This is a genomic window from Methylobacterium sp. FW102-HT35C08, from assembly GCF_058790235.1.
The window spans coordinates 2704742-2729211 of the sequence record NZ_JBYTCL010000002.1 but is presented as its reverse complement, the minus strand read 5'-3'; the positions used below and the strand labels follow the sequence as shown (position 1 = coordinate 2729211).

The 24470-nt window shown below is 69.9% G+C and carries 25 protein-coding genes; 9 read left to right on the top strand and 16 right to left on the bottom strand.

The features are described 5' to 3' along the window. The first annotated feature begins 347 nt into the window (after positions 1-347). From xoxF1 to xoxJ, 3 genes are all read left to right on the top strand, one after another. Positions 348-2153, top strand: a complete 1806-nt coding sequence (gene xoxF1, locus AC3WSN_RS12990) for a lanthanide-dependent methanol dehydrogenase XoxF1 (protein ID WP_192710816.1) — start codon at positions 348-350, stop codon at positions 2151-2153. A gap of 134 nt (positions 2154-2287) precedes the next feature. Continuing rightward, the gene (locus tag AC3WSN_RS12985; RefSeq protein WP_192710815.1) at positions 2288-2899 is read left to right on the top strand and encodes a c-type cytochrome, methanol metabolism-related; all 612 of its coding nucleotides are present in this window, start codon (positions 2288-2290) and stop codon (positions 2897-2899) included. Then, a complete protein-coding gene (gene xoxJ, locus AC3WSN_RS12980) occupies positions 2884-3744 on the top strand; it encodes a rare earth element methanol dehydrogenase accessory protein XoxJ (RefSeq protein ID WP_192710814.1) in 861 nt (286 codons plus the stop codon). The genes AC3WSN_RS12985 and xoxJ overlap by 16 nt, the downstream gene beginning before the upstream one ends. A gap of 6 nt (positions 3745-3750) precedes the next feature. On the opposite strand, the gene folK is transcribed toward xoxJ, so the two are convergent. From folK to AC3WSN_RS12900, 16 genes are all read right to left on the bottom strand, one after another. Beyond that, the gene (folK, locus tag AC3WSN_RS12975) at positions 3751-4221 is read right to left on the bottom strand and encodes a 2-amino-4-hydroxy-6-hydroxymethyldihydropteridine diphosphokinase (RefSeq protein WP_492538449.1); all 471 of its coding nucleotides are present in this window, start codon (positions 4219-4221) and stop codon (positions 3751-3753) included. Continuing rightward, entirely contained in the window at positions 4218-4595 is a 378-nt protein-coding gene (gene folB / locus AC3WSN_RS12970; RefSeq protein WP_492538447.1) for a dihydroneopterin aldolase, read from the bottom strand. The genes folK and folB overlap by 4 nt, the downstream gene beginning before the upstream one ends. A gap of 2 nt (positions 4596-4597) precedes the next feature. After that, positions 4598-5434: a dihydropteroate synthase gene (gene folP, locus AC3WSN_RS12965; protein WP_492538445.1), complete on the bottom strand. Its 837-nt coding sequence runs from the start codon at positions 5432-5434 to the stop codon at positions 4598-4600. A gap of 88 nt (positions 5435-5522) precedes the next feature. Next, on the bottom strand, positions 5523-5885 hold the full coding sequence (locus AC3WSN_RS12960) for a hypothetical protein (protein WP_192710810.1): 363 nt from the start codon (positions 5883-5885) through the stop codon (positions 5523-5525). Next, entirely contained in the window at positions 5866-6576 is a 711-nt protein-coding gene (locus tag AC3WSN_RS12955; RefSeq protein ID WP_492538443.1) for a hypothetical protein, read from the bottom strand. Before AC3WSN_RS12955 ends, AC3WSN_RS12960 begins: the two co-directional genes overlap by 20 nt. After that, positions 6573-7718, bottom strand: coding sequence for a pyrroloquinoline quinone biosynthesis protein PqqE (gene pqqE, locus AC3WSN_RS12950; RefSeq protein WP_192710808.1), 1146 nt, complete (start codon positions 7716-7718; stop codon positions 6573-6575). The genes AC3WSN_RS12955 and pqqE overlap by 4 nt, the downstream gene beginning before the upstream one ends. Next, on the bottom strand, positions 7715-8800 hold the full coding sequence (pqqC, locus tag AC3WSN_RS12945; protein WP_492538441.1) for a pyrroloquinoline-quinone synthase PqqC: 1086 nt from the start codon (positions 8798-8800) through the stop codon (positions 7715-7717). Before pqqC ends, pqqE begins: the two co-directional genes overlap by 4 nt. 395 nt (positions 8801-9195) lie before the next feature. Next, a complete protein-coding gene (pqqB, locus tag AC3WSN_RS12940) occupies positions 9196-10095 on the bottom strand; it encodes a pyrroloquinoline quinone biosynthesis protein PqqB (RefSeq protein ID WP_492538439.1) in 900 nt (299 codons plus the stop codon). Between the two features lie 33 nt (positions 10096-10128). After that, entirely contained in the window at positions 10129-10218 is a 90-nt protein-coding gene (gene pqqA, locus AC3WSN_RS12935; RefSeq protein WP_012317526.1) for a pyrroloquinoline quinone precursor peptide PqqA, read from the bottom strand. Between the two features lie 223 nt (positions 10219-10441). Further along, entirely contained in the window at positions 10442-11146 is a 705-nt protein-coding gene (locus AC3WSN_RS12930) for a response regulator transcription factor (RefSeq protein ID WP_492538434.1), read from the bottom strand. After that, positions 11143-12777 carry a sensor histidine kinase gene (locus AC3WSN_RS12925; protein ID WP_492538433.1) on the bottom strand — a complete coding sequence of 545 codons (1635 nt, stop codon included), beginning with the start codon at positions 12775-12777 and terminating at the stop codon, positions 11143-11145. Before AC3WSN_RS12925 ends, AC3WSN_RS12930 begins: the two co-directional genes overlap by 4 nt. Before the next feature lie 66 nt (positions 12778-12843). Next, positions 12844-13050: a hypothetical protein gene (locus tag AC3WSN_RS12920; RefSeq protein ID WP_192710803.1), complete on the bottom strand. Its 207-nt coding sequence runs from the start codon at positions 13048-13050 to the stop codon at positions 12844-12846. An 84-nt stretch (positions 13051-13134) separates the two neighbouring features. Beyond that, positions 13135-13929: a formylmethanofuran dehydrogenase subunit C gene (locus tag AC3WSN_RS12915; RefSeq protein WP_492538430.1), complete on the bottom strand. Its 795-nt coding sequence runs from the start codon at positions 13927-13929 to the stop codon at positions 13135-13137. 3 nt (positions 13930-13932) lie between these two features. Beyond that, positions 13933-14880: a formylmethanofuran--tetrahydromethanopterin N-formyltransferase gene (gene fhcD, locus AC3WSN_RS12910; RefSeq protein ID WP_492538429.1), complete on the bottom strand. Its 948-nt coding sequence runs from the start codon at positions 14878-14880 to the stop codon at positions 13933-13935. Between the two features lie 27 nt (positions 14881-14907). Further along, a complete protein-coding gene (locus tag AC3WSN_RS12905; RefSeq protein ID WP_492538427.1) occupies positions 14908-16554 on the bottom strand; it encodes a formylmethanofuran dehydrogenase subunit A in 1647 nt (548 codons plus the stop codon). Next, complete coding sequence (locus AC3WSN_RS12900) at positions 16548-17618, bottom strand: formyltransferase (RefSeq protein WP_492538425.1); 1071 nt, start codon at positions 17616-17618, stop codon at positions 16548-16550. The genes AC3WSN_RS12905 and AC3WSN_RS12900 overlap by 7 nt, the downstream gene beginning before the upstream one ends. Before the next feature lie 495 nt (positions 17619-18113). On the opposite strand from AC3WSN_RS12900, the gene AC3WSN_RS12895 reads away from it, so the two are divergent. From AC3WSN_RS12895 to AC3WSN_RS12870, 6 genes are all read left to right on the top strand, one after another. Continuing rightward, on the top strand, positions 18114-19091 hold the full coding sequence (locus AC3WSN_RS12895) for a beta-ribofuranosylaminobenzene 5'-phosphate synthase family protein (protein ID WP_492538423.1): 978 nt from the start codon (positions 18114-18116) through the stop codon (positions 19089-19091). A 278-nt stretch (positions 19092-19369) separates the two neighbouring features. Continuing rightward, entirely contained in the window at positions 19370-20263 is an 894-nt protein-coding gene (locus AC3WSN_RS12890; protein ID WP_192710797.1) for an NAD(P)-dependent methylenetetrahydromethanopterin dehydrogenase, read from the top strand. 22 nt (positions 20264-20285) lie between these two features. After that, complete coding sequence (locus AC3WSN_RS12885; protein ID WP_492538421.1) at positions 20286-21437, top strand: ATP-grasp domain-containing protein; 1152 nt, start codon at positions 20286-20288, stop codon at positions 21435-21437. Continuing rightward, the gene (gene mch, locus AC3WSN_RS12880; RefSeq protein ID WP_492538419.1) at positions 21434-22408 is read left to right on the top strand and encodes a methenyltetrahydromethanopterin cyclohydrolase; all 975 of its coding nucleotides are present in this window, start codon (positions 21434-21436) and stop codon (positions 22406-22408) included. The genes AC3WSN_RS12885 and mch overlap by 4 nt, the downstream gene beginning before the upstream one ends. A gap of 313 nt (positions 22409-22721) precedes the next feature. Next, a complete protein-coding gene (locus AC3WSN_RS12875; RefSeq protein WP_492538417.1) occupies positions 22722-23630 on the top strand; it encodes an ATP-grasp domain-containing protein in 909 nt (302 codons plus the stop codon). Further along, complete coding sequence (locus tag AC3WSN_RS12870) at positions 23627-24460, top strand: triphosphoribosyl-dephospho-CoA synthase (RefSeq protein ID WP_492538415.1); 834 nt, start codon at positions 23627-23629, stop codon at positions 24458-24460. The genes AC3WSN_RS12875 and AC3WSN_RS12870 overlap by 4 nt, the downstream gene beginning before the upstream one ends. Positions 24461-24470 lie beyond the last annotated feature (10 nt).

Here is a 24470-nt window from a genome sequence, read left to right as displayed (position 1 = left end):
TCCGAAAGAACGGCCGGCTATTTGTGCGTCGCAGCATTTCTTTTCGCAGGACAATGACATTCGCCGTGCTTCTGTCACGCGAAAAGAAGCTTTCACCAAGTGCCGTCGAGCATGGAACAGCGAGTTGACGGCGCTCAAAAATCTCTTAAGGTCCGTTCAAGCCTCGGTTTCGAGGGGACCGCCTCAGGGATGGCGGTTCCTGGCTAGGGGGTCTGCAGATCTCCTCGAAGTCCACTATGCCCGCTACCGAGGCGTCCATCCCTGTCGCAAACAGTCAGGTCGGAGTCTAAGCGACGCCACTCTCTAGACGTGTCGCGAAAACACTCAAAGACTTGTCGGAGGAACCCATGAGAGCGGTACATCTCCTTGCGCTCGGCGCGGGCGTCGCGGCCGTTGCCGCGCCGGCGCTGGCCAACGAAAGCGTCATGAAGGGCATCGCCAACCCGGCGGAGCAGGTGCTTCAGACGGTCGATTACGCGAATACGCGTTACTCGAAGCTCGATCAGATCAACGCGTCGAACGTGAAGAACCTCCAGGTCGCCTGGACCTTCTCGACCGGCGTCCTGCGTGGCCACGAGGGCTCGCCGCTCGTCGTCGGCAACATCATGTACGTGCACACGCCGTTCCCGAACATCGTGTACGCCCTCGACCTCGACCACGAGGCGAAGATCATCTGGAAGTACGAGCCGAAGCAGGATCCGTCCGTGATCCCGGTCATGTGCTGTGACACGGTCAACCGTGGTCTGGCCTACGCCGACGGCGCCATCCTCCTGCACCAGGCCGACACCACCCTCGTGTCGCTCGACGCCAAGACCGGCAAGGTCAACTGGTCGGTCGTGAACGGCGACCCGAAGAAGGGCGAGACCAACACCGCGACGGTTCTGCCGGTCAAGGACAAGGTCATCGTCGGCATCTCGGGCGGCGAGTTCGGCGTGCAGTGCCACGTCACCGCCTACGACCTGAAGACCGGCAAGAAGGTGTGGCGCGGCTACTCCGAGGGCCCGGACGACCAGATGCTGGTCGACCCGGAGAAGACCACCTCGCTCGGCAAGCCGGTCGGCAAGGACTCCTCGCTGAAGACCTGGGAAGGCGATCAGTGGAAGACCGGCGGCGGCTGCACTTGGGGCTGGTTCTCCTACGATCCCAAGCTCGACCTGATGTACTACGGCTCGGGCAACCCCTCGACCTGGAACCCCAAGCAGCGTCCGGGCGACAACAAGTGGTCGATGACCATCTGGGCGCGTAACCCGGATACCGGCGTCGCCAAGTGGGTCTACCAGATGACCCCCCACGACGAGTGGGACTACGACGGCATCAACGAGATGATCCTCACGGATCAGAAGGTTGACGGCAAGGAGCAGCCGCTCCTGACCCACTTCGACCGTAACGGCTTCGGCTACACGCTGAACCGCGCGGACGGCAGCCTGCTCGTCGCCGAGAAGTTCGATCCGGCCGTCAACTGGGCGTCCAAGGTCGACATGGACAAGGGTTCGAAGAACTACGGCCGGCCGCTGGTCGTGTCGAAGTACTCGACCGAGCAGAACGGTGAGGACACCAACTCCAAGGGCATCTGCCCGGCGGCGCTGGGCACCAAGGATCAGCAGCCTGCGGCCTTCTCGCCGAAGACCAACCTGTTCTACGTGCCCACCAACCACGTCTGCATGGACTACGAGCCGTTCCGGGTGACCTACACCCCGGGCCAGCCCTACGTCGGTGCGACCCTCTCGATGTACCCGGCCCCGAATTCGCACGGCGGCATGGGCAACTTCATCGCGTGGGATGGCGTCAACGGCAAGATCAAGTGGTCCAACGCCGAGCAGTTCTCGGTGTGGTCCGGTGCTCTGGCCACCGCCGGCGACGTGGTGTTCTACGGCACGCTTGAGGGTTACCTGAAGGCGGTCGACGACAAGAGCGGCAAGGAGCTGTTCAAGTTCAAGACCCCGTCGGGCATCATCGGCAACGTGATGACCTACCAGCACAAGGGCAAGCAGTACGTGGGCGTCCTCTCGGGCGTCGGCGGCTGGGCCGGCATCGGCCTCGCGGCCGGCCTGACCGACCCGAACGCCGGTCTCGGCGCGGTGGGTGGCTACGCGGCTCTGTCGCAGTACACCAACCTCGGCGGTCAGCTGACGGTCTTCGCTCTGCCGAACTAATCGGCCGCAGGGTCCACCTGTTAAAATCGGTGCCGGCGCGGGTTCCCGCGCCGGCATCCTTGTGATTAGACTTTCGCGCAAGAGGCTACGGCTCGGAGGGAGACGAAGGGCCTCGATCCAGGGAGACACATGCGTTGCTCAACCTCAGCAAGATTGTAACGCGGCCGGTTATCGCCGCCCTCGCCCTAGCGACCGTCTCTGCGGTTGCCGTACATGCTGAGGATGCCAAGCCCGCCGACCCCGCCCTCGCCAACTCGCTCAACGCGAACGACAAGACCGCCGAGCAGGACGAGAAGCTGCTCAAGAAGGATGCGGCCGTTAAGGTCGAGGACGGCAAGTACCTGGATGCCGACGGTCACCCGACTTTCCGCGTCACCCAGGACGGCAAGAAGCTCGACTGGTACTCCTACTCGGGTTACCGCCGCTATCACGCCGAGTGCCACGTCTGCCACGGCCCGGACGGCATGGGTTCGACCTACGCGCCGGCGCTGAAGGACTCGCTGAAGCACCTCTCCTACGAGGAGTTCATCGGCATCCTAGTGGGCGGCAAGCAGGACGTTAGCGCCGCCGAGCAGAAGGTCATGCCGGCCTTCGGCGACAATAAGAACGTCATGTGCTACTCGGACGACCTCTACGTCTACCTCAAGGCGCGCGCCGCCGGTGCGATCGGGCGTATCCGTCCGTCCGACCACGAGGACAAGCCCGAAGCCGCCCGCAAGGCGGAGAAGGAATGCATGGGCGGCTGATGTCGTCTCTTGCCCGGATCGTCGCGCTCTGTGCCCTGACTCTGACCGGGGCACAGGGAGCGCTCGCCCAGCATCTGCCGGATACGGTCACCACGGACGTGCTGCGCGTCTGCGGGGATCCGGGCAACATGCCGTTCTCCGAACGCAAGGAGGACGGCTTTGAGAACAAGATCGCGGCGATCATCGCCGACGAACTGAAGGTGAAGGTCCGCTATTACTGGCTGACCCAGGGCCCGGGTTTCGTGCGCAACACGCTCGGGACCGGCCTCTGCGACCTGATCATGGGCCAGGCCTTCGGCAGCGACCTCGTCCAGACCACGAATCCGTATTATCGGTCCGCCTACACGCTGGTCACCCGCGCCGGGGAATTCGACGGCGTGACGGGCCTTGATGACGCGCGCCTGAAGGGCAAAAGCATCGGTGTCATCGCGGGAACCCCGCCGGTGAACCGGATGGGCGAGTTGGGCCTCGTGTCCAGCATGAAAGCCTACGCGCCGTATCAGCTCGACCCCTCCCGCAAGCATCAGACGGTCGCAGCCGAGATCATCGCAGCCCTTGCCGCCAAGGAGATCGACGCCGCCGTGCTCTGGGGACCGGCCGCGGGCTGGCTCGCGAAGCAGTCCGGGACGGCCATGAGCGTGGTGCCGCTGCTCAAGGAGCCCGAGCGGCCGCCGATGGCCTATCGGATCGCCATGGGCGTCCGCCTCGGCGAGAACGATTGGAAGCGCACGCTGAACACGGTCCTGCGCAAGCGCAAGGCGGATATCGATCAGGTCCTGCGCGCGTACGACGTGCCGCTTCTCGACCAGGAAGACAACAAGCTGGCCGAGCCTGGCGAGCGCTGAGCGGCCTCAGGCCGGGGCGATGCCGGTCCGGTCGAGTTTCGCGAGGGCGTCGACCACCCGCTCGCCGCCGATGACGAGATCCGGAGCGATCTCGGCGAGCGGCACCAGCACGAAGGCGCGCTCGCGCACGTAGCGGTGCGGCAGCACGAGGCGCGCATCGTCGACGGCGGCCCCCTCGTAGGCGAGCACATCGATGTCGATGATCCGCGGCCCCCAGCGTTCCTCGCGCACGCGGCCGAGATCGTGCTCCACCGACAGGCAGGCATCCAGCAGGCCGTGCGGATCAAGGTCCGTGTCGATCGCCACGGCGCCGTTGAGGAACCAGGGCTGATCAGTCTTGCCCCAGGGCGGCGTGCGATAATCGGCCGAGCGCGCGACGATCGCGATGCCGGGCACGGCGGCGAGCCCCGCAACAGCCCGGTCCAGCATCGCGGCCATGTCACCGATATTGCTGCCGATGCCGAGATAGGCCCTCATGCGCGGTCTCCGCGCTGGCGTGTGATCTCGATGCTGACGCCGTCCAGGATCGCCGGGATCGGCGCGCTCGGCTTGTCGACGCGGACGGTGATCGCGTCGATGCGCGCGAAGCGCTCGAGGATGCTCGCCGCGATGGTCTCCGCGAGGGCTTCGATCAAGTTGAAGCGCTGCTCCGTGCTGATCGCGACGGCGATCTGCGTCAGGTCGGCGTAGCTCACCGTGCCGGCGACCGCATCGGACCGTCCGGCCTCGCTGAGGTCGAGGCGGGCCTCGAGGGAGATGTAGAAGCGCTGACCGAGCACGGCCTCTTCGGGCAACAGCCCGTGGCGCCCGAACACGGCGATGCGGGTGACGCGGATCAGATCGCCGCCCATGCTCACCGCTCCCCCGGCCGCATCACGGCGTCGACGACGCGCATCGCATCGATATGCGCAGCCACGTCGTGCACGCGGACGATGTCGGCCCCCAGTGTCGCCGCCAGAGCGTGCGCGGCGAGGGAGCCGTAGAGCCGATCCGCCGGTCGGGTCTCGCGATCGTGCAGGCGTCCGAGGAGAGACTTGCGGGAAACGCCGACTAGAACCGGAAAGCCGAGGGCGCGGATCTCCGGGAGCCGCCGCAAGACCTCGAGATGCTGCGCCCAGGTCTTGCCGAAGCCGACACCCGGATCGAGCACGATCTCGGAATCCGCGATCCCCGCGCGATGGGCGATGCCGAGTGACCGCTCGAAGAAGGCCTGCATGTCGGCGACGATGTCGATCTCTGGATCGATCGACGCGCGGTTGTGCATGATGATGACCGGCGCGCCGTGCGCGGCCGCCACGGAGGCGATGTCGGGCTCGCGCTGGAGGCCCCAGACGTCGTTCACGATCCGCGCGCCGGCCTCGAGAGCGCCGCGCGCCGTCGAAGCCTTATAGGTGTCGATGGAGATCGGCACGGCCAGCCGCGGAGCCACCGCGCGGATCACCGGCAGGACCCGCGCCTGCTCGTCCTCGGCCGAGACGGGCACATGCCCGGGCCGGGTGGATTCGCCGCCGATGTCCAGGATCGCCGCCCCGTCCGCGACAAGCCGCTCCGCCTGCGCCACGGCTGCGGCCTCTCCGGCGAACAGGCCGCCGTCCGAGAAGGAATCGGGCGTGACGTTCAGGATGCCCATGACCAGCGTGCGCCCTCCGAGATCGGGCAGCAGGTTGGAAAGGCCGGAAGAGGGGGTCACGAAGGGAGTCCCGGTCACGAGCGCGCTACGAGACCCCGTGTGCGCGAATCGCGAGGCCGGCGCAACGCCGGCCGGCCTCTCTGCACGATCAGCCGCGATAGCAGCGGATCTCGGCCTCGGCCTGGGCGCGCCGGAGTTCCGCGACCTTGTCGTCGAAGATCTTGGTCGACTTGAACTCGTTGGCGCGGTTGCCGATGCCCTGCCGCATCGACAGCACCGTGCTCGCCTGGACGTACTTGTCATACGGCAGGATGGCGGCGAGCTGATCGAGCGAGCAGGAGCACTTCTGCAGGCTCTCGCGGGTCTGGCCGTTGGCCGCCATGCAGCCGAACACGTAATCGACCCGCGCATCGGTCGGGTAGTCGTTCTCCTCGGCCGCGTAGCCGGCCAGGCCCGACAGGGTCAGGGCGAGGACGGCCAGCGCGCCGCGTTCAGCCAGCCTTCTGATCATAGTTCAGCTTCTCCTCAAGCAGCTCGCCGCCGTCCTTGTTCTTCGAGGATGCCTCGATCGAGACGATCTCACCCGGGACGGAGGGGGCGGTGACGAAGGTGTAGGTCAGGTCATCGAGGCCGCGCATACGCTGCGTCATCGCATCGCCCTCGAAGGGCTTGGTCACCACGCGCCAGCCATCGACGGTGCGACCGTCGAACTCGACCTTCGTCGGCGTCACGGTCGCCTTCTCGCGCAGGCCCCGTCGGATCGCCAGCTTCAGATAGCGCGGGTTGGCTTCCAATACCTTGGCCAGCGCCCGGAGGTGGTTCTCGAGAAACAGCGACACGACGGGGTTGCCCGCCATGTCCTCGAACGGTCCGGCCGGCACGCGGTTCAGGCCGGAAAACATCGTGACGCGGATATCGCGCGCGTCGGGGCTCTTACCCGGTTCGATCTTCAGCGCGACCGTGTCCTGCAGCGGGGCCCCGAACGGGCCGCCGGAGATGCCGGAGCGGCGCAGGTAATTGTACGTGATGGTCGATCCCGGCGCCGCGTTCTTCATCTGAGGCTGATCGAACAGCAGGTCGGCGGCCGAGGGCGGGGCGGCGGCGTTGGCCTGGGTGACGGTCGCGGGTTTCGGCGCGTCCTCGGCGAAAGCCGGCAGCGCGGCCAGAACAAGGGCCAGGGCCGTCGTAGCAAGAACTCTCACGAGTGCACTTCCTCCTTGAGCGGCGACCGGACGTTGCTGCCGATCGTCCGATAGACGTAATCCGGCGGGTTCTCGGCCGCCTCTTCCACCGCGAGGGCCCGCACCTTGGCATGGAGCGGGGAGAGCGAGCAGGCCGGATCCGTGGCCGCGGCGTCGCCGGCCAGGGCCAGCGCCTGGCAACGGCACCCGCCCCAATCCTTCTCGCGGCGGTCGCAGGAGCGGCACGGCTCCTTCATCCAGTCCGTCCCGCGATAGGCCGTGAAGGCCGGCGAGTCATGCCAGATCTCGCCGAGCGAATGGTCGGCGACGTTCCAGAACTCCAGCCCCGGGATCGTCTCGGCCGCGTGGCACGGCAGGACCTTGCCCTGGGGCGTCACGTTCATCAGCTTGCGGCCCCAGCCGCCGGCGCAGGCCTTGGGGTACTTCGCGTAATAGTCGGGCACGACGAGATCGATCACGAGTTGCCCCTTCAGGCGCTCGCGAGCCGCCTCGACGATGCGGATCGACTCGTCCACCTGCGCCTTGTTGGGCATCAGGGCGGCGCGGTTCACGTAGGCCCAGCCGTAATACTGGGTGTGCGCCACCTCGAGGCGCTTGGCGCCCATCTTCACCGCGAGATCGATGAAGCCCGCCACCTCGTGGATGTTGCCGCGGTGGATGACGGAGTTGAGGGTCAGCGGCAGCCCAAGTTCCACCACCTTGGCGGCGAACGCGAATTTCTGCGGCTGGGCGTTCTTCAGGCCACCGATCTTCTCGGCATTCTGCGCGTCCACGCCCTGCACCGAGAGCTGCACGTGATCGAGGCCGACATCGTAGAGCGCCTGGAGCTTCGACAAGGCTCCGCCGACCCCGGAGGTGATCAGGTTCGAGTACAGGCCGAGATCCGCGCAGGTCTTGGTGATCTCGACGATGTCGTTGCGCGCCGTCGGTTCGCCGCCGGACAGGTGCACGTGGAGCACGCCGAGCGCGGACGCCTCCGTGAGCACCCGCTGCCACGTCGCCGTGTCGAGCTCGCCGGAGCGGCGGTCGAGTTCCAGCGGATTGGAACAATAGGGGCAGCGCAACGGGCAGCGGTGGGTCAGCTCAGCGAGCAGACCGACCGGGGCCGGGGCGGCGGGCCGGTTCGGCGTCAGCGCGTTCATCGCTCAAGAACCCGTTTCTCCGCGAGACCGTCGAGCATCACCAGGATGTCGGCCTCGATTGCACGCGGGTCGGCCGCGTAGGTCTTGCCCAATTCGTCCGCGATGTCGGCGACGCTGCGCGTGCCGTCCACGAGCTTGAGCACCGCGACGGCGTTGTCGTCGAGGTCGAAGGTGCGCTCCGGGGCGAGCAGGACGTATTTGCCGCGCGTCTCGTCGTTGCGCAGCCGCACGCCGCGCGGCAGGCGCGGGCGGTCGCCGGGCGCGGTCTTCCTGCCGACGCCGGCCGCCTGGACCTGCGCCGGCTCGGCCACCAGCCCCTCTCCGGGCTGCCACGCATCCGGAGGGATCAGGCCGGGGGCCACGTAGGCGAAGTACAGGGCATCGAGCTGCGTCCAGAGGACATTGCACTTGAAGGTCAGCGCGGCCATAGCCTGCCGCTGCAGCTCGGGCGTGGTCGCGTGCTGCTTGACATAATCCAGCGCGAAGTCGGCATCCCGCGGGGCCTGCGTCAGACGCTTGTCGAAATAGGCCAGCGTGTCCTTGGTGATGAAGTCGTAATTCTTCAGCATCCCGGCGACCCGCTCCGAGATGATCGTCGGCGAGAACATCTCGGTGAGCGACGAGGCGATCGCCTCCAGCAGAGTCTTCTCGGACACGAAATGGACGTAGGCCTCGACGGAAAATTTCGTGGCCGAGAGAATGCCGCGGGTCGACAGCACGTAATCGCGGTCGAAGCCGACGCCCTCCGCCAGCTTGAGCCAGCGCTCGATGCCGCCGTCACCCTCGTGGTCGCCGTCGTGATCGACGATGCGCTGACGCCAGACCCGCCGCAGCGACGCGTCGGTCATCCGGGCGAGCACCGCGGCATCCTTCACCGGGATCATTGCCTGGTAATAGTAGCGATTCAGCGCCCAGGCCCGGACCTGATCCTTCGAGAGCTTGCCGTCGTGCAGGAGGCGGTGAAACGGATGCAGGTTGTGGTAGCGGCGCGCGCCGATATCGCGCAGAGCCGCTTCCAGCTCGTCGGGGCTCAGAAGACGCTGGCTGTCGGCGGTGTCGGGGGTCGGGAAGACTGCGTTCATGGCGTTTCCGGCGTCCGTTCTCGGGTCGCGTTTCCTGTGCGGTCGTTCCGCCCTCGGCAGCGGGGCGAATATCTGAACTTGGACACGATATAGTGCCGCCCGGCTACGGACCCAACCTCCGGCCCCGTCCAGGTAACCCCGTTCGAGCCGCCAGAGCCTGCAGCACAGGGTACACCCGCATGACCGTCTCGGAGCTCCGCAAACCGCTCCATCACGATCTGGGCTCGTTCCTCAAAGGCGGGGCCGCTCCGCACGCATATCCTGAGGTGCCGAAGTGCGGCGGAGATCTCGAAGAAGGGCTCGGTGATCCCGTCTCCTTCAAACATCGCTGACGCGGGCAACTCAGGATGTAGGTGAGAACTGCCAGATCACACGCACTCCAAAGTCGTCGCGGCCTAAAGCGACAGGCTCAGCCCGTCATGGGCTACCGTCCACCCGGCCTTCTCCACATCCACCCGCTCGGCCGAGCCTTCGACCAACACCGGGTTGGTGTTGTTGATGTGGACGAAGATGCGGCGTCCGATCTCCACGCCCGCGAGGGCGTCGATCGAGCCGCCGTCGCCGCGCATGGGAACGTGCCCCATGCGCCAGCCGGTCTTCGTGCCGACCCCGGCGCGGATCATGTCGTCGTCGTGCAGAACGGTCCCGTCGAAGAGCAGCGCGTCGACGCCGGCGATCCGCTCCCGCAATCCGTCGGTGACGCGGGCGCAACCCGGGATGTAGGCGAGGCGCCGGCCGCCGGCTTCGATCAGCGCGCCGACCGTCGTCTCGGTCTCGGCGCCGATCTCCATCGTCTCGTCCTCCAGCCAGAGCGGCACCTTGCCGGGAACCGGGAAGAGGGTGACGGACAGGCCGGGAAGAGGCTCGAAGCGCTGATCCATGCCGATCGGCTGTCGGGCGACCACGCCGTCCGCCATCACGTCGAAAACCCGGTTGGCGTTGACAGAGTCGAGAATGCCGCGCGTGGCGTAAAGTGTGTAGGGCTGACCTTCTCGGAGCGTGAGCAGCCCCGCCACGTGGTCGACGTCCCCGTTCGTCAGGAGCACGGCGCGGATCGGAGAGTGGCGCAGGCCCTCGCGCGGGTGCATCTGGGGATTGTCGAAGAGCTGTTGCCGGATGTCCGGTGAGGCGTTGATCAGCAGCCAATCCGACCCGTCCGCGGAGACCGCGATGCTCGACTGGGTCCGGGGCCGCACCCGGCCTGGCTCGGACCGCGCCAGCGTGCAGATGGGGCAGCGGCAATTCCACTGGGGAAGGCCGCCGCCGGCCGCGGAACCGAGGATCACGACGCGCATGGTGCGGCTCCCGAGATCCCCGGCCCGTTAAACTCAGTTGAAGGTGTCGATCTCGGCCGACTCGTAGCTCGTCACTTCCATGCCGACGCAGATCTCGGACACGATCGGGGCAGCCCACTTCATGGTGTTTCTCCTTCGCGACATCTACACCGAGCGTCACGCGGTTCCTAAGAGGACCCTAAGACACTGATGGCGCTCTCATTTCCGGCGCGAGAGAGGTATCGACGATTCAGCTGCGCGCTTCAAGCACTAACTTGCCGGATCCTCCCAAATTTTTCGTGAGAGACTTCCTAACCCTCCGGAAACCATCGAGAAATGCGCGCCCCTGCGACTTAAGTACAGTGGCTCACTGACGGAAGTCGGGTCCGCGCAACTCAAGCATGAATCCTTTGCCGCGCACGGTGACCAGACTCGGACCGCCGAAACGAACAAAATCGGCCATCTTCGAGCGTAGATAGCCGATATAGACATCGACCACGTTCAGGGAGAGGCCGCCCTGGCTGGCCCAGAGCCGTTCGAAGATGTCGGCCCGGGAAACCGGCTTGCCGATGCTCTCCATCAGCATGGCGAGGAGGTCGGCCTCGCGGGGCGTGAGGCGCGCGTTGGCCTCGCCGCAGCTCGCCTGCCGCGTGTCGAGGTCGAGCATCAGCTTGCCGGCCGTGATGCGCGAGCGTGGCGCCTCCGCCTGCTCACGGCGCATGAGATGCGTGCGGAGCCTTGCCACCAGCTCGTCGAACTCGAACGGCTTGATGATGTAGTCGTCGGCGCCGAGGGCCAGCCCCTCGGCCCGGTCGCGGATCTCGTCGCGGGCGGAGAGGAACAGGATCGCTCCGGGGAAGCCGCCCTCGCGCAGGGACCGGCACACGTCGTGGCCGGATCCGTCCGGCAGGTTGATATCGAGAAGCACGGCGCCGGGCGCGGGATCATGCGCGGCCTTGAGCGCCTCGTCCACGCAGGCCGCGGTCCCGACCTCGAACCCCTCGGCCTCCAATCCACGGGCCAGGAGCCCGCGGATGTCGACATCGTCCTCGACGATCAGGATCCGCGTCATGCGGCCGACTCCTTCACCTGCGCGTCGCCGGCGGCGTGTCCGGCGGCCTGCGCATCCCATGCCGGATCGAGCGCCGGAAGATCCAGGCTGACGCGGGCTCCGCGCCCGTCCGGCCCGGCGCCGAGCCGGATCGTGCCACCGTGCTGCTCGACGATCCAGCGCGCCAGGGCGAGGCCGATGCCGAAACCGGTCTCGTCCGGGCCGGCACTCTTCCCCCGGCGGAACCGCTCGAACAGCTCGGCTTCCGAGGCGTCGAAGCCGGGTCCGTCATCCGTCACGGTGATCCGTCCGACCGGCCCGGGTCCTGCCGCCAGCGCGACCTCGACCCGGGACAAACCGGCGGCGTGGCGCAGCGCGTTGTCAACGAGGCTCTCGACGGTCTGGCGGATCCATTCCCGGTCGGCGAGGCATTCGACGTCGCGCGTGCCGGGATCCAGCGTCAGGCCGACCCGGCGGCGCGCGGCCTCGGACGCCATGTTGTCCACCGCCTCCGACAGGACGAGGGCGAGCCCGAGGGGGTGCTTGTCGAACGCGATCTCGCCCGATTCCGACCGGGCAACCCGCAGCAGATCCTCGACGCGCAGCTTCAGCCGCTGCGCCCGCTTCTTGATCGTCGCGAAGACCGGTCCCGGGTCGCCCCCCCGGGACGCGCTCCGAAGGGCGAGGTCGCACTCGCCGAGGATCACCGTCAGGGGCGTGCGCAGCTCGTGGCTGACATCGGCGAAGAAGCGCCGCCGCGACTGATCGACGGCCTCCAGGCGGGCGTTGGCGGCGCGCAGGTCAGCGGTGCGCGCCGCCACGGTATCCTCCAGCGCGGCCCGATCCGCCGCCAAGCGCGTTTCCCGCCGAGCAAGGCGGGCGGCCATGCGGTTGACGTTGGTCATCAGCAGGCCGAGCTCGTCGCGGGTTGCCACGGACAGCCGCGTGTCGAGAGCGCCGCGGCCGATGGCGCTCGCCGCCCGGCGCACCTCCTCGATGCGCGCGAGCGTTGGACGGGTGACGCCACGGTAGAGGATCGCGAGCAGGACCAGGGCAGCCGCCACTGCCGAGGCCGCCGCGACCCGCAGGCGCTCCGAGAGCGCCCGGGCCTGCTCAGACCCCAAGGCCATGCTGCGCCGCTCGGCCTCGATCAGGAACGAGAGCGGCTGGCCGGTCATGGCGCCGAACCCGTTCAGCGCCCCCTTGATCGCGTCCTGGCGCCGCTCCGGATCGGTCTGGCGGCTGATCAGCGCCACCTGCCGGTCGAGAACCGCGCGGGCGGCCCGCAGCTGCGCCATGGGACGCGTGCGCGCCGCGTACTGCATCCGGTCGGCCGGATCATCGGACGGCGGAAAACTCCTGGCCAGGGCTTCGTCGACCGTGGTCAGAGCCCGGTCGGCATTGTCACGGGCGATCGCCATCGCCTCCGGCTGGTTGTCGGGATTGCCCACGGTCTCTACGGCCGCGAGGCCGAACTGGGTGAGGCGGCCGGACAATTCGGCCAGCAGCTCCAAACGACGCTGCGCCTCGAGGGTGCGGTCGACCGACCGCTCCGCGGCCCCGATCGCCGCCAAAGCCGCAGCCGCGGCCAACACCACCACGATGGCCGTGCCACCGAGCAGCAGCGCGAAGCGGACCTTCAGCGAGCGCATGGTTTCCGTCCCGCACTCAGAGGAGAGGCGAGCATGTCACCGTCTGGCGGGAGAACCAAGGCGCCGTCACAGATCCTTCGGCACGCTGCCCTTGGCAGCGCAGCGCCAGCGCTCGACATGCCATTCGGGATGCGCCGCCTGCCAAGTCGCCAGCGCGCTCTGCGAGTTGCGCAGGCACACGAAGGGGCTCGACTTCTCGAACGACATCTCGATTTGGTCTTCGCGGCAGGTCGAGGGCTGGGCGACGAGGCAGATCGACAGCAGCAACAGCATGGACGCGTCCCCGGCTTGCCGGCCTCGAACGGGCCGGCTTGCTGGGGAGCATAGGACGGCGTCACGCCCCTTGCCCAGGCGGCGTCAGGCCGCGACCCAGATCTCGCCCTTGGCGATGGTCGCGAGGTCGCCTGAGTAGCGGCGCAGCGGCTTTCCAAGGAGGTCGGCGTGCTCGGCGCTGACGCCTCGCAGGGCCGTGGCCAGCAGGCGCAGGAACACGAGGTCGTGCGTCCCTGTCTCCACGAAGGTCGCAGCCATCCGCCCGTGCGATCCCAGGACGAGCGTCCCGCGGCGCATGCCGAGACCCGGATGGTCGCCGACCGCGAGCGCCGCCAAAGTACCGGCAATCATGCGCGAACCCGCGAAGGCGCCCGCACGGCCGGCCACGATGGTCCCGCGCCGCATCCGATCGCCGAGATGCGCCCCGGCGCTGCCCCGGATGACCAGCGTCGCACCGTCGAGCCCCGCCTTGGCGGCGTAGACCGCGCCGCCCGCGTAATCCCCGGCATCACCCTCGACGGTGATCGTGCCACCGGTGGCCCCGGAAGCCGCGTAGGGACCTGCGTTCCCGATGACCGTCAGGCTGCCGCCGACCATACCGGCGCCGAGGCGCTGCCCGACATCGCCGACGACGCGGATCGTGCCGTCCGACAGGGATGCGCCGACGCGGTCCAGACGTTCGTGGCCGCCGTCGATGGTCAGCGTTTTGGAGCCGTCGAGGGAGACGGCGAAACAGTCGCCGAGACGTACGCCCGTCCGGCTGGTTCCAACCTCCAGGCGTTCGGCCTCGCTCTGCGAGAGGCCGCTGAGCGCCAGCGGGTTGATGGCGAGGAAATCCAGCCGCTCGGGCGGGGCCGCGCGCAGGGTGAGGGTGCTCACAGCTCAGCCCTCCGGCTTGGCGTCGTCGCGCGCGATGAGGTCGCGCAGATGGTAGTGGTGGCGGCCGAGATTGCCGCCGTAATTGCCGGCCGTGACAGCGATCAAGCCGTGCTTGCCGCCGATCTCGGTGGCGGCGTGCAGGCCGGCGCGCATCGAATCTGACACGCCCTGCGAGGTGAGGGCGTCGATCACGATCTCCAGCACCACGCCGCATTCCGCCGGGAGCGCCGAGCCGGCGCGGCCCTTCAGGGTCGGGCAGTAGGCGTCGTTGGTGGAGGCCATCATGCCCTTGGTCCGGCCGCCGACCTTCGATCCGGAGCGGACGATGCCGCCCGGGAACGGCAGGATTGCACCCGGGACCGCCTTGGCGGCTTCGACGGCGATCTCGGCGACCTTCAGCGTCTCGGCGTGGGTGCGGCCGAGGAACAGCAGGTTTCCGCCGCCGACCGCGCCGTCGACGGCCCGGACAGAGTCCTCACAGAGGAATTCGCCATCCATCACCGGGATGCGCCAGTAGCGCCGGGCCTTGCCAGTGGCGTCGGGCAGGCGCTTGGCCACCGCGAAGCCGTCGCCGAAGTAGCGGATCGCGCCGCCGAGCTTGATCTTGGTCGGCCCGTCGACGCCCGCGTAGCAGGCGGTGCCCGGGCAGGTCAGGATGCACTGGCCGACGCGCTTGATCAGTTGGTCCTTGAGTCCGTTCGGCTCGAAGCCGAACAGAAGGATGCGCACGCCCGGCCGCCCGTCAGGCGTCTCCTCGGGCGACAGCTCGGCGTCGATGCCGGCCTCGGCGCCGCAGCCGATGACCGAGGTGGCGAAGCCGGTCATCGTGGTCGCGGCGATCATCGCCCACTTGGCGGTGTCGTTCGTGACGATGATGGCCGTGCCGGCCACATCGAACGCCTCCGCGAAGGTGTCGACGACCGGGATGCCGTTGAGGGTGAGGTCAGACATCGTTCTTCCCGCGGCTCGCCCCGCTGATCACACCCGGCATGGCACCGCCTCGAAATTCTCCGTCCCCTCGCCGAAGGCCGCGTCGGGCACGGCGAAGCTGTCGAGACCCTCGCCGAAGCGTTCCGTGAGGTAGGTGTCGGCGCGCTTCGCCATGGCCTTGTCGGACTCCACGGTCAGCGACAGCGTGCGGCCCGCGCGCCACTCCACGACCTCGCCGTCCTCGACGATCGGCACGCCGTCCTTCAGGACGAGCTTGGCGGCGGTGAACATCGCGGTGCGGTCGGTGTCGTCGCGGTAGACCGCGACGTCCGCCCGGGCGCCGGCCCGCAGGTGGCCGCGGTCGGCGAGGCCGAGGAGCTTCGCCGGTCCGGACCGGGTCAGTTGCGCGATCTCCGAGAGCGTGTACTCGCGCTCCAGCCCCGGAAGGCTCGACCGCTCGCCGACCACGCTCGGCAGCGTCGCGATCTCGCGGTCGCGCTCCGACTTGTCCATCAGCAGGTGGATGATGCGCGGGTACTGGGTGAACGGACCGCCGTTCGGGTGGTCGGTGGTCAGGATCGTCCGCTCCGGGTCGGTGGAGAGCAGCATGATCTCCAGGCCGATCGCCCATTGCAGCGAGCTGGTCGGGCCTCGGGGCCGGTACAGGAACGGCACCACGCCGCCGCCCTCGGCGTCGCCCGCGTTCAAAACCCACTTCTTCGGCTTGGCGCCCTTCCGGCCGGCGAACTGGCGGAGGATGTCGAGGGACACGGTCACGGTCTGGCCGAACACGACCTGCCCGATATCAAGGGTGGCGTTCGGGTTGTCGGTGATCGCCTGCGCGATCCGCTCGGCGGCCGAGCGGAAGCCGCCGGTGCCGGGATTGGCCGGGTCGACCGCGCCGTAGGCGTAGAACTGCGCGTGGGCGAAGTGGATGCGCCGGCCCTCCGCCGCGTCGAGCGTCGCCATGAAGCTGTCGTCGGCGCCGGGCAGGCCGAGGTTGTTGCAATGGACGTGCAGCGGGTGCGGCACGCCGATCTCCTCGACCGCGTCGAGGAGCGAACCCATGATCTGCCGGGTCGAGAGCCCGTAGCAGGGGATCTCGTCGTCGAGGGACAGGCGCAGGGCGCCGTTCTTGAAAGCCGAGGCGCCGCCCGCGTTGATGCACTTCACTCCGAGGCCGCGCGACTGGGCGACCGACAGGGCGACGAGGTCGCGCACGGCGTTGCCGCCCTGGCGCTCGCGCAGGAGCTGCAGGAGCTGGTCGTCGTTGCCCATCACGGTGAGCGCGCCGCGGTCGAGCAGCGGGATGTCGGCGAGTTCGAGCTGCGTGCCGAGCGCGTGGGTCGGCGGCATCGCCGGCTCGACGGCCGTGGTGTAGCCCATCCGCGCGTAGGTCGAGCCGATCCAGGCCGCCGCCCCGCCCGCGTGGGCGAAGGGGTGGCCGTCGGGCGCCGCCTCGCTGACGTAGAGGTCGGGCAGGAGCAGCCGCGAGGTGATCACGTTGCCGCCGGCGATGTGCGAGTGCACCTCGACGCCGCCGGCCATGACCACGCAGCCCGCGGCGTCGATCACAGCGTCGGGCTCGCGGCCCGGCGGATCGATGACGCGGCCGTCCTCGATCCAGACGTCGCCCACGGAGTCGCGGGACGCGGTCGGATCGACGACGCGCCCGCCCCGGATCACGCTCAGCATACGGGTTCACTCCTCGACGCGGCCGGGCCCGTGACCAGGCGCTCCTTGAGGGCGCCCAGCACCGACGCGGCCGACGGCAGATCCGACGGCACCGAGGCCGGCCAGAAGGTCAGCGCGGCGCGCTGCTCGTTCCACAACACGCCGCCATGGTCGCGGCCGGGCTGGCCGACGGCGATCACCACCTCGGCGGCCTGCGCCTCGCCGTCGGCGACCAGCGCGACGGCCGGGACGTTCGACAGCCAGTCCGGGCGCGAAACCGGGACGGCGCCGATCCAGAGGACGGCATCGACCTCGCCGGCGGCGACCTGGCGAGCGGCGTCGAAGCGCCAGGGATCATGCTCGGGCACGCGGCGCCCGAAGCCGCTGCGCGGCGCCTGCCCGGTGAGCCAGGCCGAGACCGGTACCACCGCGCGGTCCTGACCGGTGCCGCCGACCGCGAGGGTGAAGCAGCGCGTGGTCTCGCTGAGCTCCATGGCGAGGCCCTGCAGCATCTCGATGCCGGCCTCACCGAGCTCGGCGGCGTCGTACACGAGGACGCCGTACTGGGCGGCGGCGAGCCGGGCGGCGATCTGGGCAGGGAGGTCATCGCCGGCGAGGTGGCCGCGGGCGTGGGCACGCAAGACGCCGACGGCCTCGGTCAGCCCGCCCTCGGCCGGCCAGGACAGCAACGCGGTGGCGTTGGCGCCGACGGCCAGCAGGGCGCGCTCCGATCCGGCGGCGCGACCGCGGCCGGGCTTGTCGTCGATCAGGCGCTTCAGGAGCGGCGCCTGCCAGGAGGCGGCGCCCACCACCAGCACCACGTCGGCGCGCCCGACGGCCTCGGCGGGCGTCGAGGTCAGCGCCCCGACCCGGCTTAGCGCTCCGAGTTCCGCGTAGGTGCCGGCCGAGCCGGCGGTGTCGACGGAGGCACCGATGCACCCCGCGAGATCGTAGGCCACGCGGATCGCGGCCACGTCGGCGCTGAGGCCGGCGATCACCGGCGCGCGCGCTTTGGCGAGCAGGGATGCGGCCGCCTCAATGGCGGTGCCCGCGTCCGTCGCGCCGCCCTTCACCCAGGCTGCCATGCTCCCTCTCGCAACGTTCTTGCTTGGTTTCGGAGCGGGCGACGGCCGTAAGACCGGACGAAGCGGGTGCCCCTCAAGCCCGAGGGTTCCCCACCGAATCGGAATGGCTCATCCGCCCGGCATATCCGGGCAGGCGGCAAACTCGGCACGCCGTCGCGGGCCTAGGTTTGCCTTCATCCGCGCACCGCGGCAAGGGGGTCTGGCGGCGATGCGCCTCGGGAAGTGGATTGCGCGGACCGGTTCGCCGCTTTGCGACCGTGTGTGCTGGATCCCGGATCGCATGCCACCAGCGCTGCCAGCGGCCATAGCCAGGATGGTTTTCACGTCACGGACTTTTCCGGACCGACGCGGCGACGGGGATGACGAACCGGGACCGCGGCCGGGAATTGCCGTGGCAGCGGCGCGATCCGCGCGTATCCACGTTGCCCGACCCGGAGCCACGTGTGACAAGCGCGCCGCGCATGCGCCGGGCCTGCGGGATTCGAGGGAAGTGTGTTGGGCGAGGTCCCCGAGCGGAACGAGATGACGGCGGACGGCGCCGTGCGGGTCGAGGCGCCGGCACGGCTGCATTTCGGGTTCCTGGACCTGCATGGCGGTCTTGGCCGCCGCTTCGGCAGCATCGGCCTCGCCATCGACGCGCCGTCCCTGGCCCTGACTGCCCGCCGGGCGGCCAGACTCGACGTCACGGGACCCGAAGCTGACCGCGTACGTGGCTACGTCGAGGCCGCAGCCGCCCATCTCGGGCGCGGCGGCGATGTGGCCATCGATGTCGAGCGGGTGATCCCGGCCCATTCCGGGTTCGGCTCGGGCACGCAGCTCGCCCTCGCAGTGGCGGCCGCGATGGCGCGCCTGAACGGCGAGCCCTTCGCGGCGGACGCCTTCGCGGCGACTTTGGACCGGGGCAACCGCTCCGGTGTCGGCCTCTGCGCCTTCACGGAGGGCGGCCTGATCGTCGACGGCGGCCGCGGCGCGGATGGCGGTCCGCCGCCGGTCATCGCGCGTCTGCCCTATCCCGAGGCCTGGCGGGTCGTCCTGATCCTTGATCCGAGCATGGCCGGCGTGCACGGCACGCGCGAGGTCGAGGCGTTCCGCGACCTGCCGCGCTTCCCCGAGGCGCAGGCGGCCGAGATCTGCCGGATCGCGCTGATGCAGGTCCTGCCCGCCGTCGCCCTGGCGGAGCCGCAGGGCTTCGGCGCCGGCGTCACCCGGATCCAGACGCTGATCGGCGACCATTTCGCGCCCCATCAGGGCGGCCGCTACGCCAGCGCCGCGGTCGCGGAGGCGCTGGCCAGCGTCGCCGCGCAGGGCATCGCGGGCTACGGCCAGTCCTCCTGGGGGCCGACCGGCTTCGCGCTGGTCGCGTCCGAAGCCGAGGCCCGCGCTCTGGTGGGCGACCTCGACCGGGGCGGCCCCCTCCGGTTCGTCATCGCCCGCGGCCGCAACAATGGCGCTTCGGTAACCGGCCCCGTCTGAGCTCGCCGATAGTCCCCAGGAGACCGCCGTCATTCCGGGGCGCCGCAGGCGAGCCCGGAATCCAAGGACGCCGACGAAGCAGCCTTGCTGGGCGCGCCGCGCAGCTCTCGCTTCCGGGCCTTGCTTCGCAGTCCCGGAATGACGGCGCTGTCGGATAGAGTCGCGGTTCTGCTCACGCGTTCGGGCCTCGAGGCCAGACGCCCCGGGCTTGACCCGGGGCGCCGCTCCGGGTTTGGACGGAGGGAAGGCGCCTCTGTCGCGCGCCGCACGAGGATTCCATGGCCCGCTCGATCCTCCACATGCTGACGCCGCTCCGGCACATGAGCCCGTTCGACGTGAACATGGCCGTGGATGCCGGCTTTGAGACGGTGGTGACCTACACCGAGGTCAGCCTCGCCGACGTGGTCTCGCTGACCCAGGATTCGATCTTCTCGCGGTCGCCGGCCGACGGGACGCGAACGGGCATCTTCATCGGCGGCAAGAACGCCGAGGACGCCCTCGACATGGTCGACCGCGCCAAGAAGGCCTTCGTGCCGCCCTTCGTGAACCACGTCTTCGCCGACCCGGCGGGCTCGTTCACCACCGGCGCCGCCATGGTGGCGCAGGTCTCCCGTGCCCTGCGGCAGAAGTTCAACACCGACCTCACGGGCAAGCGCATCGTGATCTTCGGCGGTGCGGGCGTCGTCGCGTACGTGGCCGCGGTGATCGGCGCGCTGCAGGGCGCCACCACCGTTCTGGTCGGCCATGACGGCGAGGAGCGCGTCTCGAAGATCGCCTTCACGATGAAGTGGCGCTTCGGCATCGAGGTCGGCGCCGTCGACGGCACGACGCCGGACGATCGCCGCGCCGCCATCCGCGACGCCGACGTCATCCTCTCCGCCGGGCCGGCGGGCATCCCGATCCTCACCGCGGCGGATCTGGAATCGGCGCCGAAACTCCTCGTCGCCTCGGACGTCAACGCCGTGCCGCCCGCCGGCATCGCGGGAATCGACGTCAATGCGGTCGACGTGGCCTTGCCGACCGGAAAGGGCGTCGGAATCGGCGCGCTGGCGGTCGGCAACGTGAAGTATCAGACGCAGCGGCGCCTGTTCGACCGGATGCTCGCCTCCGATACGCCGCTGTGCCTCGACTTCCGCGACGCCTACGAACTCGCCGTGGAGATCGCCGGCTAGGCCGCTCCGGCACCGGCCTCCGATGGCGGATGCGGTCCTGATCGCCGCGCAGGCTGGGCGCGCCCTGGCCGAGGCGGCGCGGCGCGCGGGGCTGCACCCCTACGTCGCCGACCTGTTCGGCGATGCCGACACCCGCATGCTGGCCGAGGCCTACCGGCCGCTGCCGGGCCGGTTCGGCACCGCCCCCGCCCCCGACGCCACCCTGGCGGCGCTCGACGACCTCGCCGCGCGAGCCGGGAACCCGGTCGGCCTGATCCTGGGCAGCGGCTTCGAGGACGCGCCCGACCTGATCGCCCGCCTGGCCGCGCGGCACCGGCTGATCGGCGCCTCGTCCGGGACTGTATCCGCCCTGAAGGATCCCCTGGCCTTCGCGGCCCTGTGCGCGCGGCTCGGCGTGCCGCATCCGGCCGTGGCGACCGAGCCGCCGCCGGATCCCGCTTCCTGGCTGCTCAAGCGGGCAGGGGGCTCCGGCGGCAGCCACATCCGGCCGGCCACCCGGTCGCCCGTGCCGGCGGGCCACTACGTCCAGGCGCGTGTGCCGGGGCGGCCGCACGCCCTGAACGTCCTCGCCGACGGGCGCACGATCCGCATCCTCGCGGTCACCGAGCAGTGGTGCGCGCCGTCGCCGATCCGCCCGTTCCGCTATGCCGGGGCGCTCGTCCGCGGCGCCGGAGAAGCCCCGGCGCTTCCCGCTTCGGTCATTGAGGCCGTCGCCGCCGGCATCGAGCGAATCGTCGCCGCGACTGGCCTGTGCGGCCTCGCCAGCGCCGACCTGCTGGTCGATGGGACCGACTGGTGGCTCACCGAGATCAATCCGAGGCCCGGCGCAACCCTCGACATCCTCGACCGGCGCGGGACGCCGCTGCTCGCGGCCCACATCGTCGCCTGCCTCGGCACGATGCCGGATCCCGGACCGCATCCGGCGGGTGCGGCGGCCGCGCAGATCTGTTACGCGGACCGTGAGCTTGCGCCTGTGCCGGCCCTCGACTGGCCGGACTGCGTGCGCGACCGACCGTGCCCCGGCTCGGTGGTCCGCCGCGACGCGCCGCTCTGCACGGTGCTGGCCGAAGGCGTGGACCGGGCGGAGGTGCTCGCCCTGTTAGAAACGCGGACGGCACACCTGCGGGCCGTCTGCGCGGCGAAGAAAACACACCCCGAGGAAGCCCCGTCATGAGTGCCAGCCAATCCTACCCCAGCATCAACGCGCTCTCAGGCCCCCTGGTCGAGCGGCTCGTGGCCGACGCCGCGACGCTGCGGCTCTCCGTGTCGCAGGCCGCCGGCGGCGCCCGCATGGTCGATGCCGGCGCGCAGGCGCGGGGCTCGATCGAGGCCGGGCGGCGGATCGCCGAGATCTGCCTCGGCGGCCTCGGAACCGTCACCATCGCGCCGAGCGGTCCGATCGCGTCCTGGCCGTACTCGGTGACGGTCCACTCGGCCGACCCGGTGCTCGCCTGCCTGGGCAGCCAGTACGCCGGCTGGAGCCTCGCGGACGAGACCGGTGATTCCGGCTTCTTCGCCCTCGGCTCGGGCCCGGGCCGCGCGGTGGCGGCCGTCGAGGACCTGTACCAGGAGCTCGGCTTCCGCGACTCCGCCACCAAGACCGCCCTCGTGCTGGAAGCGGCGGGCGGCCCGCCCGAGAGCGTCGTCGCGAAGGTCGCCGAGGCCTCCGGCCTCAAGCCCGAGGATCTGACCTTCATCTTCGCGCCGACCCAGAGCCTCGCCGGCTCCACCCAGGTCGTGGCCCGCGTCCTCGAGGTCGCCCTCCACAAGGCTCACACGGTCGGCTTCGATCTGCACGCCATCGTGGATGGGATCGGCTCGGCGCCGCTGTCGCCGCCGCACCCGGACTTCATCAAGGCGATGGGCCGCACCAACGACGCGATCATCTACGGCGGCCGGGTCCAGCTCTTCGTGGATGCCGACGACGCCGACGCCAAGCAGCTCGCCGAGCAGCTGCCCTCGACGACGTCGAGCGATCACGGCGCGCCCTTCGCCGAGATCTTCGCGCGGGTGAACGGCGACTTCTACAAGATCGACGGCGCCCTGTTCTCGCCGGCCGAGGCGATCGTCACGTCGGTGCGCTCCGGCGCCACCTATCGCGGCGGCCGCCTGGAGCCGACGCTGGTCGACGCGTCCTTCGTCTGAGGGGCGACGCTTTCCCGGGGCGATGCGCCGGCACCTCCCCGTCATCCCGGGGCCGCGCAGCGGAACCCGGGATCCAGACACACCGAGGTGCCAGGGATCGGCACCGACGGCGGTTCTCGGTTCCGGGCTCGCCAGCGGCGCCCCGGAAGGACGGCGCGGCTGGTCGCCCGAGAAGCGGCTCGCTCGCGCAAGACAAGGCTTCCCATCCGTGGACCTCGAGCGCGGGCGGGAGACCGACCCCGCCTCGGGCTCGCTCCCGGCCCGTCGGGCCCTGCCGTGAAGGCGGCTCTCTCCCGTGACGATCAGGACCCCCATGCGCATCGGGCTCGCGGCCGATAACGGCACTTGGCACAGGAACCGCCTGCTTGCGGCCCTGCGCGCGAGCGGCGTCGAGCCGGTGCTGTTCTCGCTGGCCGACGTGGCCGTGGTGACCGGCGGCAACGAGCCCCTGCGCGTGCCGGGCTTCCCCGACGCCCTGCCGGACGGCGTCCTGATGCGGACCATCGCGGGCGGCACCTTCGAGGCGACGACGATGCGGCTCGGCGTGCTGCACGCCCTGGTTGCGGCGGGAGTCACCGTCTGGAACGCGCCGACCGCGATCGAGCGCTCGGTCGACAAGGCGGCGACCTCGCTGCTCATCGACCGGGCCGGGCTGCCTACGCCGGCCACCTGGGTGTTCTCGAAGCGCGAGGCGGCCGCCGACTTGGTCGCCGCCGAGGCGCGTCCGGGCGCGCCGCTGGTCCTGAAGCCGTTGTTCGGCTCGCAAGGGGAGGGGCTCGCCCTGATCGAGCGCCCGGAGGACCTGCCCGATGAGGAGGCCGTGGCGCGGGTCTACTACCTCCAGCGCTACGTGCCGCGCCGGGACGGTCTGTGGCGCGACTACCGGGTGTTCGTCTGCGACGGCCGGGCGATCGCCGGCATGATCCGCGAGGGCGATGGCTGGATCACCAACGTTCACCGGGGCGGCCGGCCGCTGCCCTGGGCGATGCCGCGCGCCGCAGCCGAGCTGGCCGAAGCGGCCGCCGCCGCGGTCGGGGTCGATTATTCCGGCGTCGACCTCGTCGAGGACGGGGAGGGCGGGTTCTCGGTCCTCGAGGTCAACTCCATGCCGGCCTGGTCTGGGCTCCAGACCGTGTGCGAGGCCGACATCGCCGCCGCGGTGGTGCGCGGCTTCCTCACCGCGACCCGCGGCGCCAGCCGCCCCCGGCTCGTGGTGGCATGACCGGGCTTGACGCAGCGCTGATCGGCACGCTCTACCGGGCCGCTTGCCTCGCCGAGCTCGACGCCCTCAAGCCCGGCAACGTCCACGCCTACGCGGCCGGCCACCGCATGGAGGTGGCGGATTTCGTCACGAGCGCCGACGTCTCAGCGGGCGCCCTTGCCGAACAGGGCGCGAAGGTCGGCGCCCGGATCCGCGGCGGCGTCGCCGCCACGATGGCGGCGGTGGGCCAGAACACCAATCTCGGCATTCTCCTCCTCTGCGCCCCGCTGGCCGCCGCCGCCGAGTGGGGCCAGACCGTCGCGTCGGTGCTCGGCAACCTCGACCGCGCGGATTCGGAGGCGGTCTTCGCGGCGATCCGCCTCGCCAATCCCGGCGGGCTCGGCCGTGCCGGCCGGCACGACGTCTCCGCCGCCGCGCCCGGCTCGCTCATGGACGCGATGGCGGAGGCCGCCGACCGGGACCGCATCGCCCGGGCCTACGTGACCGGCTTCGCGGACGTGCCGGCGATCGGCGTCGCGGCCCTGAACACGGCCCGCGCCGAGGGCCTCGATCCCGCTTGGTGCACGACCGCCATCCACCTGGCCTACCTGCGCGCGGTGCCCGACAGCCATATCGCCCGCAAGCACGGCCCGGCTTCGGCCGACGGCGTCCGCCGGGAGGTAGAGGCTGCCCTCGCCGGGCTCGATCTCGCCCAGCGGCCGGTCGACGCGCTGCTCGCCCTTGATGCCTCGCTGAAGGCGCGCGGCCTCAACCCAGGCACGAGCGCCGATTTCTCGGTGGCGACGCTGTTCTGGGACGCGCTCGCGGCCGCCGGTGCAGCTCTGGCCTGAACCGCGCGCA

Excerpts from the sequence above, each read along its gene's own strand:
- xoxF1 (WP_192710816.1), top strand. The coding sequence starts at position 348 with ATGAGAGCGGTACATCTCCTTGCGCTCGGCGCGGGCGTCGCGGCCGTT.
- xoxJ (WP_192710814.1), top strand. The coding sequence starts at position 2,884 with ATGCATGGGCGGCTGATGTCGTCTCTTGCCCGGATCGTCGCGCTCTGT.
- folK (WP_492538449.1), bottom strand. The coding sequence starts at position 4,221 with ATGAGGGCCTATCTCGGCATCGGCAGCAATATCGGTGACATGGCCGCG.
- folB (WP_492538447.1), bottom strand. The coding sequence starts at position 4,595 with ATGGGCGGCGATCTGATCCGCGTCACCCGCATCGCCGTGTTCGGGCGC.
- AC3WSN_RS12960 (WP_192710810.1), bottom strand. The coding sequence starts at position 5,885 with ATGATCAGAAGGCTGGCTGAACGCGGCGCGCTGGCCGTCCTCGCCCTG.
- pqqE (WP_192710808.1), bottom strand. The coding sequence starts at position 7,718 with ATGAACGCGCTGACGCCGAACCGGCCCGCCGCCCCGGCCCCGGTCGGT.
- pqqC (WP_492538441.1), bottom strand. The coding sequence starts at position 8,800 with ATGAACGCAGTCTTCCCGACCCCCGACACCGCCGACAGCCAGCGTCTT.
- pqqB (WP_492538439.1), bottom strand. The coding sequence starts at position 10,095 with ATGCGCGTCGTGATCCTCGGTTCCGCGGCCGGCGGCGGCCTTCCCCAG.
- pqqA (WP_012317526.1), bottom strand. The coding sequence starts at position 10,218 with ATGAAGTGGGCTGCCCCGATCGTGTCCGAGATCTGCGTCGGCATGGAA.
- AC3WSN_RS12930 (WP_492538434.1), bottom strand. The coding sequence starts at position 11,146 with ATGACGCGGATCCTGATCGTCGAGGACGATGTCGACATCCGCGGGCTC.
- AC3WSN_RS12925 (WP_492538433.1), bottom strand. The coding sequence starts at position 12,777 with ATGCGCTCGCTGAAGGTCCGCTTCGCGCTGCTGCTCGGTGGCACGGCC.
- AC3WSN_RS12920 (WP_192710803.1), bottom strand. The coding sequence starts at position 13,050 with ATGCTGTTGCTGCTGTCGATCTGCCTCGTCGCCCAGCCCTCGACCTGC.
- fhcD (WP_492538429.1), bottom strand. The coding sequence starts at position 14,880 with ATGTCTGACCTCACCCTCAACGGCATCCCGGTCGTCGACACCTTCGCG.
- AC3WSN_RS12905 (WP_492538427.1), bottom strand. The coding sequence starts at position 16,554 with ATGCTGAGCGTGATCCGGGGCGGGCGCGTCGTCGATCCGACCGCGTCC.
- AC3WSN_RS12900 (WP_492538425.1), bottom strand. The coding sequence starts at position 17,618 with ATGGCAGCCTGGGTGAAGGGCGGCGCGACGGACGCGGGCACCGCCATT.
- AC3WSN_RS12890 (WP_192710797.1), top strand. The coding sequence starts at position 19,370 with ATGGCCCGCTCGATCCTCCACATGCTGACGCCGCTCCGGCACATGAGC.
- AC3WSN_RS12885 (WP_492538421.1), top strand. The coding sequence starts at position 20,286 with ATGGCGGATGCGGTCCTGATCGCCGCGCAGGCTGGGCGCGCCCTGGCC.
- mch (WP_492538419.1), top strand. The coding sequence starts at position 21,434 with ATGAGTGCCAGCCAATCCTACCCCAGCATCAACGCGCTCTCAGGCCCC.
- AC3WSN_RS12875 (WP_492538417.1), top strand. The coding sequence starts at position 22,722 with ATGCGCATCGGGCTCGCGGCCGATAACGGCACTTGGCACAGGAACCGC.
- AC3WSN_RS12870 (WP_492538415.1), top strand. The coding sequence starts at position 23,627 with ATGACCGGGCTTGACGCAGCGCTGATCGGCACGCTCTACCGGGCCGCT.